Here is a 7,203-nt window from a genome sequence, read left to right as displayed (position 1 = left end):
ACGGCCGGGCTGCGCCGGCGCGGCCGCCCCGCACGCGGCTACGTCCTGTCTGAGAGCGGGCACCGGACCCTGCGCAACACGTATGACGGTGTGGCCACCGCCGCGCTGCGGTTCCTGGAGCAGCAGGCGGGCGAGGACGCCGTGTCCGCCTTTGCGCGCCAGCGCATCGCCGAGCTGGAGGCACGCTGTGCCGCGGAGCTCGAGGCAGCTGACGACGACGTGGCATCGCGCACCGATGCCCTGGTCCGGGCGCTGACGGCCGAGGGCTACGCTGCCTCGGCGCGGCCGGTCGGCCAGGGCGGGCCGCTCGCGGGCGTGCAGCTGTGCCAGGGGCACTGCCCGATGCAGCACGTCGCAGCGCAGTTCCCGCAGTTCTGCGAGGCCGAGACCGAAGCCTTCTCCCGCATGCTCGGGGTGCACGTGCAGCGCCTCGCCACGCTCGCCGGCGGCGAGCACGTCTGCACCACGTTCATCCCGACCCCGTCCACCCCCGAGCGCACGGCACGCCCGTCCCAGCACACCTCTGACGAAAGGTTCTCTCGATGAGCACCCACATTGAAGAGCTCAACCCCGGCCTGAAGGGGCTGGGCACCTACGAGTACGGCTGGGCCGACAGCGACCTGGCCGGCGAGACGGCGCGACGAGGCCTGTCCGAGGAGGTCGTGCGCGACATCTCGCAGACTCGCAAGAACGAGCCCGAGTGGATGACCAAGCTGCGGCTCAAGGCGCTTCGGCTGTTCGACAAGAAGCCGATGCCGACGTGGGGCTCCGACCTGACCGGCATCGACTTCCAAAACATCAAGTACTTCGTGAAGTCGACCGAGTCCCAGGCCGCTTCCTGGGATGACCTGCCCGAGGACATCCGCAACACCTATGACCGGCTGGGCATCCCCGAGGCCGAGAAGCAGCGGCTCGTGGCCGGCGTCGCCGCGCAGTACGAGTCCGAGGTGGTCTACCACCAGATCCGCGAGGACCTCGAGCAGCAGGGCGTCATCTTCGTCGACACCGACACCGGCCTGCGCGAGCACGAGGACCTGTTCCGCGAGTACTTCACCTCGGTGATCCCGGCCGGCGACAACAAGTTCGCCTCGCTCAACACCGCGGTGTGGTCGGGCGGCTCGTTCATCTACGTGCCGCCGGGCGTCCACGTCGACATCCCGCTGCAGGCCTACTTCCGGATCAACACCGAGAACATGGGCCAGTTCGAGCGGACCCTGATCATCGCCGACGAGGGTTCCTACGTGCACTACGTCGAGGGCTGCACCGCACCGATCTACAAGTCGGACTCGCTGCACTCGGCCGTCGTCGAGATCGTCGTGAAGAAGAACGCCCGCGTGCGCTACACCACGATCCAGAACTGGTCCAACAACGTCTACAACCTGGTGACGAAGCGGGCGAGCTGCGCCGAGGGCGCCACGATGGAGTGGGTCGACGGCAACATCGGCTCCAAGGTGACGATGAAGTACCCCGCGGTGTTCCTGCTCGGCGAGCACTCCAAGGGCGAGACCCTCTCGATCGCCTTCGCGGGCGAGGGCCAGCACCAGGACGCCGGCGCCAAGATGGTGCACGCTGCGCCCTACACCTCCTCCAGCATCGTCTCCAAGTCGGTGGCGCGCGGAGGCGGGCGGTCGTCATACCGCGGGCTCGTCCAGATCATGGACGGCGCCCACCACAGCAAGGCCACGGTGCGTTGCGACGCGCTGCTGGTCGACCAGATCAGCCGGTCGGACACCTATCCCTACGTCGACGTCCGCGAGGACGACGTGCAGATGGGGCACGAGGCGACCGTCTCCAAGATCGGCGACGACCAGCTGTTCTACCTGATGTCGCGCGGTCTGACCGAGGAAGAGGCCATGGCGATGATCGTGCGCGGGTTCATCGAGCCCATCGCGCGTGAGCTGCCGATGGAGTACGCCCTCGAGCTCAACCGCCTGATCGAGCTGCAGATGGAAGGAGCGGTCGGTTGATGGACGCACCACGACGTTCTCCGCTCCGTCGCCTCACCGACACTTCGCGGGGACCCCGAGCCATCACCGACGCCTCAGAGGAAACATGTCACTGATCACCGAAAAGCCCCACACAGAGGGGGCGTTCATCCCGGACGAGTCACGTGCGGCGCGCAAGACGTCGTTCGACGTCGCGGACTTCCCCGAGCCGAGCGGGCGGGAGGAGGACTGGCGCTTCGCGCCGGTCGACCGCCTGGTCGGGCTGTTCGCCATCGAGGGCAGCGAGGACGGTGCCATCACCCGCGAGACCTCGGCCCCCGAGCAGGTCGAGCTGCTCGACCTGCCGATGGACGACGCGCGGGTCGGCACGGCCTTCGTCCCCGCCGACCGGGCCGCGGTCGCCGGCTGGGTCGGGACCGCCTCGGCGATGTACGTCGGGATCCCGGCCGAGGCCGAGCTGACCGAACCCGTCGTGGTGCGGCTGACCGGCCATGAGGGGCGGCGCGGCAACGGGCACACCGTGGTCGACGCGGGCGCCTTCAGCAAGGCGACCGTGGTGCTCGCCCACTCCGGCAGAGCCCAGCACGCCGGCAACGTCGAGATCCGGGTCGGCGACGGCGCCGACCTGACCTTCGTCACCGTGCAGGAGTGGGACGAGGACGCGATCCACCTGGCCCAGAACGACGCGCTGGTCGGTCGCGACGCGCGGCTCAAGCACATCGCGGTGACCCTGGGTGGACGCGTGGTGCGCGTCTGCACCAACATTCGCTACGCCGGGCCGGGCGGCGACGCCACGGCGCTCGGCGTCTACTTCGCCGACGCCGGGCAGCACCAGGAGAACCGGCTGTTCGTCGACCACGGCACGCCCAACTGCATCTCCAACGTCGAGTACAAGGGCGCACTGCAGGGGGAGACCGCGCACACCGTCTGGGTCGGTGACGTGCTGATCCGGGCCGAGGCGCTGGGCACCAACACCTACGAGCTCAACCGCAACCTCGTCCTCACCGACGGCGCGCGCGCCGACTCGGTGCCCAACCTGGAGATCGAGACCGGCGAGATCATCGGCGCCGGGCACGCCTCCGCCACCGGTCGGTTCGACGACGAGCAGCTGTTCTACCTGCAGTCCCGGGGCATCCCCGAGGACATGGCGCGCCGGCTCGTGGTGCGCGGCTTCTTCGCCGACATCATCCACCGGATCGGTGTGCCGGAGGTCCAGGAGCCGCTGATGGTCGCCATCGACGCCGAGCTGGCCGTGTCGATGGGTGAGGCCACGATCGACGACATCCCGTCCGTGGCACCGGAGGTGACAGCGTGACCGAGATCGACACCAGCCAGGGCACCTTCGTCAAGGTGTGCTCGCTGGACGACCTGCCCGACGTGGGCGCGGTGTGCGTCGAGATCGACGGGCACGCCATCGCCGTGGTGCGCGAGTCGTCCGGGGCGGTGCACGCCATCGACGACACCTGCACGCACGAGAACATCTCGTTGTCCGAGGGCGAGGTCGAGGACGGCGAGGTCGAGTGCTGGTTGCACGGCTCGCGCTTCGACCTGCGCAGTGGCGCACCCACGGGCCTGCCGGCCACCCGTCCCGTCCAGGTCTACCCGGTCAAGATCGAGGACGGCGACGTCTTCGTCGGCGCGGATCCCATGAACCCCTCAGCTACCGGAAAGTGAACTGAACCTATGGCAACCCTCGAGATTCGTGGCCTCACGGTCACCGTCGACACCGAGCACGGCGTCAAGGAGATCCTGCGCGGCGTCGACCTGACGGTGAAGTCGGGTGAGACGCACGCGATCATGGGCCCCAACGGCTCGGGCAAGTCGACCCTCGCCTACAGCATCGCCGGCCACCCCAAGTACACCGTGACCGGTGGCACCGTCACCCTCGACGGCGAGGACGTGCTCGCGATGACCGTGGACCAGCGCGCCCGCGCCGGTCTGTTCCTCGCCATGCAGTACCCCGTCGAGGTGCCCGGCGTCAGCGTCTCCAACTTCCTGCGCACGGCCAAGACCGCCGTGGACGGCGAGGCGCCCAAGCTGCGGCACTGGGTCAAGGACGTGAAGAACGCGATGGGCAACCTGCGGATGGACGACTCGTTCGCCGAGCGCAACGTCAACGAGGGCTTCTCCGGTGGTGAGAAGAAGCGCCACGAGATCCTCCAGATGGAGCTGCTCAAGCCCCGGTTCGCGATCCTGGACGAGACCGACTCGGGCCTCGACGTCGACGCGCTCAAGATCGTGTCCGAGGGTGTCAACCGGGTCCGGAGCGGCAGCGACGTCGGCATCCTGCTGATCACCCACTACACGCGGATCCTGCGCTACATCAAGCCCGATTTCGTGCACGTCTTCATCGACGGCAAGGTCGCCGAGGAGGGTGGGCCCGAGCTGGCCGACCGCCTCGAGGCCGAGGGCTACGACCGCTTCGCGAGGGTCGAGGCCTGAGCGCCGTGGCGGCCGTGACGACCACCACCCGCCCGACCCGGTCCGGGTCGGCTGAGGGTGCCACGGCGTTGACGGCACCGGAGGTCGCGCGGCTGCGTGCCGACTTCCCGATCCTCACCCGGACCGTGCGCGGTGGCCGCCCGCTGGTCTACCTCGACTCGGGCGCCACCTCGCACAAGCCGGTGCGGGTGCTCGACGCGGAGCGGGCGTTCTACGAACAGCACAACGCGGCGGTCCACCGCGGTGCCCACCTGCTCGCGGAGGAGGCCACGGACGCCTTCGAGGGCGCCCGCGAGACCGTGGCGCGCTTCATCGGCGCCCCGGCCGGCGAGGTCGTGTTCACCAAGAACGCCACCGAGTCGCTCAACCTCGTGGCCTACGCGTTCAGCAACGCCGGTGCCCCCGGGGCCATGACCGGGGTGGACCCCGAGGTCGCGGAGCGCTTCGTGCTGCGTCCCGGCGACGAGATCGTCGTGACCGAGATGGAGCACCACGCCAACCTGGTGCCGTGGCAGGAGCTGGCCCGGCGGACCGGCGCCACACTGCGCTGGCTCGGGCTCACCGACGAGGGCCAGCTCGACCTGTCCGACCTGCACACCGTGGTGAACGAGCGCACCAAGCTGCTCGCCTTCACCCACGTCTCCAACGTGCTGGGCACCGTCAACCCCGTCACCACCCTGGTCGAACGCGCGCGAGAGGTCGGTGCCCTCACCGTGCTCGACGCGTGCCAGTCGGTGCCGCACCTGCCCGTCGACGTGGCCGGGCTCGGCGTCAACTTCCTCGCGTTCAGCGGGCACAAGATGCTCGGCCCGATGGGCATCGGGGTGCTCTGGGGCCGGGCCGAGCTGCTCGCGGCGATGCCGCCCTTCCTCACCGGGGGCTCGATGATCGAGGTCGTCCGGATGGAGGGCTCGACGTATGCCGCGCCGCCGCAGCGATTCGAGGCGGGTGTGCCGATGGCGGCGCAGGCCGTCGGCCTTGCCGCCGCCTGCGACTACCTCACCGCCTTGGACATGTCCCGGCTGGCCGCACACGACCACGAGCTGACCGCCGCCCTGCTGGCCGGCCTGGCCGATCGCCCCTGGGTCACGGTCGTCGGCCCCACCGACGCCGACGACCGCCTCGGCGCCGTCTCGTTCGTCGTCAAGGACGTGCACCCGCACGACGTGGGCCAGGTCCTCGACGACTCGGGTGTCGCCGTGCGCGTCGGCCACCACTGCGCGTGGCCGCTGCACCGCCGGTTCGGGCTGAGCTCGACCACCCGGGCGAGCTTCGCGCCATACACGACTCTCGACGAGGTCGACGCGCTCCTCGCGGCTCTCGACCGCGTCCCGGAGGTCTTCGAGGTGAGCATCTGATGGATCTCTACCAGGAGCTCATCCTCGAGCACTCCAAGCGACCGCACCATGCCGGGCTGCGCGAGCCGTTCGACAGCCAGGTGGAACACGTCAACCCGACCTGCGGTGACGAGGTCACCCTGCGAGTGCGGCTCGAGGGCGAGGGGGACACGGCCACCATCCGCGACGTCTCCTACGACGCGCTCGGCTGCTCGATCTCGACCGCCTCGACCTCCGTCCTGACCGACGAGGTCATCGGCCGCACCGTGCCGGAGGCCCTGCGCGTCTACGCCGCCATGCGGACGATGCTCACCAGCCGTGGCGCCGACAGCGGCGACGAGGACGTCATCGGTGACGGCGTCGCCTTCGCCGGTGTCTCCAAGTACACCGGGCGCATCAAGTGCGCCATGCTCGGGTGGTCGGCGTTGACCGACGCCCTCGCCCGGGCCGGGGTCGACATCACCGCGATCCCCGACCAGACTGGCCGTGAGGCCGGACCAACCCCAGAACCCGCCAGCACCAGCAGGGAGACCTCATGAGTGAGACCACCACTGGCACGACCGCTGCCAGCACACCGACCCCGCCCAACGTCGCCGATGTCGAGGAGGCGCTGCGCGACGTGGTCGACCCCGAGCTCGGCATCAACGTGGTCGACCTCGGACTCGTCTACGGCGTGACCGTCGACCAGCACTCGCACACCATCATCGACATGACGCTGACGAGCGCGGCCTGCCCGCTCACCGACGTCATCGAGGACCAGGTGGGCCAGGCGCTCCAGGACGTCGTCGTCAGCCACCGGATCAACTGGGTCTGGATGCCGCCGTGGGGCCCGGACAAGATCACCGACGACGGCCGCGAGCAGCTGCGCGCCCTCGGCTTCAACGTCTGACCGCCATGGCAGCCATGGCCGCGTGACGCGCTGGCTCGAGGTCGATCCCGAGCGGATCGACCGGTGGGTCGCAGGATTCACGGAGCGCCATGGCGCGACCGACCGCACCACCGACGGGCCCCGCCTGCTGCTCAGCGCAGCGGACGGGGCTCGCGCGTCCCTGACGCCCTTCGCCGCGAGCGGGACGCCTCCGGTGATGGGGGAGGGACTGGCACAGTGGGCCGCACCGCCCGCGGCACTCGGACTCGTCCTCGTGCGACGGGGAGGGTATGCCGTGGGGCGGGCCGAGGGCCGCACGCTCACCAGCCACAAGTGCGGGACCCGTTACGTGCAGTCCCGCACCGCGGCGGGCGGCTGGTCGCAGCAGCGCTTCGCCCGTCGACGCGGCAACCAGGCGGAGGCGCTGGTCGGCTCGGTGGTGGAACACGTCATACGCATCATCATTCCTGCTCCGGGCTCGCCACCCTCGGCCCTGGTGGTCGGCGGCGACCGCGCGCTGGTGCGGGACGTGCTGGCCGACCGCCGGCTGGCCGCCTTGGCGCGGCTGCCGCGCCGGGAGCTGTGGAACCTGCCGGACCCGCGGCTCGAG

Annotated in this window: 9 protein-coding genes; all 9 read left to right on the top strand. The window is 70.0% G+C overall.

What is annotated here, in order from left to right:
• Positions 1-546 (top strand): helix-turn-helix transcriptional regulator (locus tag FRW57_RS23300; protein WP_420853259.1); only part of this gene is annotated, 546 nt, incomplete at its 5' end.
• On the top strand, positions 543-1,967 hold the full coding sequence (gene sufB / locus FRW57_RS14715) for a Fe-S cluster assembly protein SufB (protein ID WP_152186342.1): 1,425 nt from the start codon (positions 543-545) through the stop codon (positions 1,965-1,967). The genes FRW57_RS23300 and sufB, both read left to right, overlap by 4 nt.
• An 85-nt stretch (positions 1,968-2,052) precedes the next feature.
• Positions 2,053-3,261: a Fe-S cluster assembly protein SufD gene (gene sufD / locus FRW57_RS14710; RefSeq protein ID WP_152186341.1), complete on the top strand. Its 1,209-nt coding sequence runs from the start codon at positions 2,053-2,055 to the stop codon at positions 3,259-3,261.
• A complete protein-coding gene (locus FRW57_RS14705; protein WP_238384673.1) occupies positions 3,258-3,620 on the top strand; it encodes a non-heme iron oxygenase ferredoxin subunit in 363 nt (120 codons plus the stop codon). Before sufD ends, FRW57_RS14705 begins: the two co-directional genes overlap by 4 nt.
• A gap of 9 nt (positions 3,621-3,629) precedes the next feature.
• Positions 3,630-4,388 carry a Fe-S cluster assembly ATPase SufC gene (sufC, locus tag FRW57_RS14700; RefSeq protein WP_137121569.1) on the top strand — a complete coding sequence of 253 codons (759 nt, stop codon included), beginning with the start codon at positions 3,630-3,632 and terminating at the stop codon, positions 4,386-4,388.
• Between the two features lie 14 nt (positions 4,389-4,402).
• On the top strand, positions 4,403-5,746 hold the full coding sequence (locus FRW57_RS14695; protein WP_152186340.1) for a SufS family cysteine desulfurase: 1,344 nt from the start codon (positions 4,403-4,405) through the stop codon (positions 5,744-5,746).
• A complete protein-coding gene (gene sufU / locus FRW57_RS14690) occupies positions 5,746-6,264 on the top strand; it encodes a Fe-S cluster assembly sulfur transfer protein SufU (protein WP_137121571.1) in 519 nt (172 codons plus the stop codon). Before FRW57_RS14695 ends, sufU begins: the two co-directional genes overlap by 1 nt.
• The gene (locus FRW57_RS14685) at positions 6,261-6,614 is read left to right on the top strand and encodes a metal-sulfur cluster assembly factor (RefSeq protein ID WP_137121572.1); all 354 of its coding nucleotides are present in this window, start codon (positions 6,261-6,263) and stop codon (positions 6,612-6,614) included. The genes sufU and FRW57_RS14685 overlap by 4 nt, the downstream gene beginning before the upstream one ends.
• A gap of 22 nt (positions 6,615-6,636) precedes the next feature.
• A partial coding sequence (locus tag FRW57_RS14680) for an acVLRF1 family peptidyl-tRNA hydrolase (RefSeq protein WP_152186339.1) occupies positions 6,637-7,203 on the top strand: 567 nt, incomplete at its 3' end.

Origin of the sequence: Segeticoccus rhizosphaerae (assembly GCF_009192725.1) — a bacterium.
In the GTDB taxonomy this organism is placed as follows: Bacteria; Actinomycetota; Actinomycetes; order Actinomycetales; family Dermatophilaceae; genus Segeticoccus; species Segeticoccus rhizosphaerae.
The sequence above is the reverse complement of the archived record's forward strand: the minus strand, read 5'-3'. Positions and strand labels throughout refer to the sequence as shown.

Excerpts from the sequence above, each read along its gene's own strand:
- sufB (WP_152186342.1), top strand. The coding sequence starts at position 543 with ATGAGCACCCACATTGAAGAGCTCAACCCCGGCCTGAAGGGGCTGGGC.
- sufC (WP_137121569.1), top strand. The coding sequence starts at position 3,630 with ATGGCAACCCTCGAGATTCGTGGCCTCACGGTCACCGTCGACACCGAG.
- sufD (WP_152186341.1), top strand. The coding sequence starts at position 2,053 with ATGTCACTGATCACCGAAAAGCCCCACACAGAGGGGGCGTTCATCCCG.
- sufU (WP_137121571.1), top strand. The coding sequence starts at position 5,746 with ATGGATCTCTACCAGGAGCTCATCCTCGAGCACTCCAAGCGACCGCAC.
- FRW57_RS14685 (WP_137121572.1), top strand. The coding sequence starts at position 6,261 with ATGAGTGAGACCACCACTGGCACGACCGCTGCCAGCACACCGACCCCG.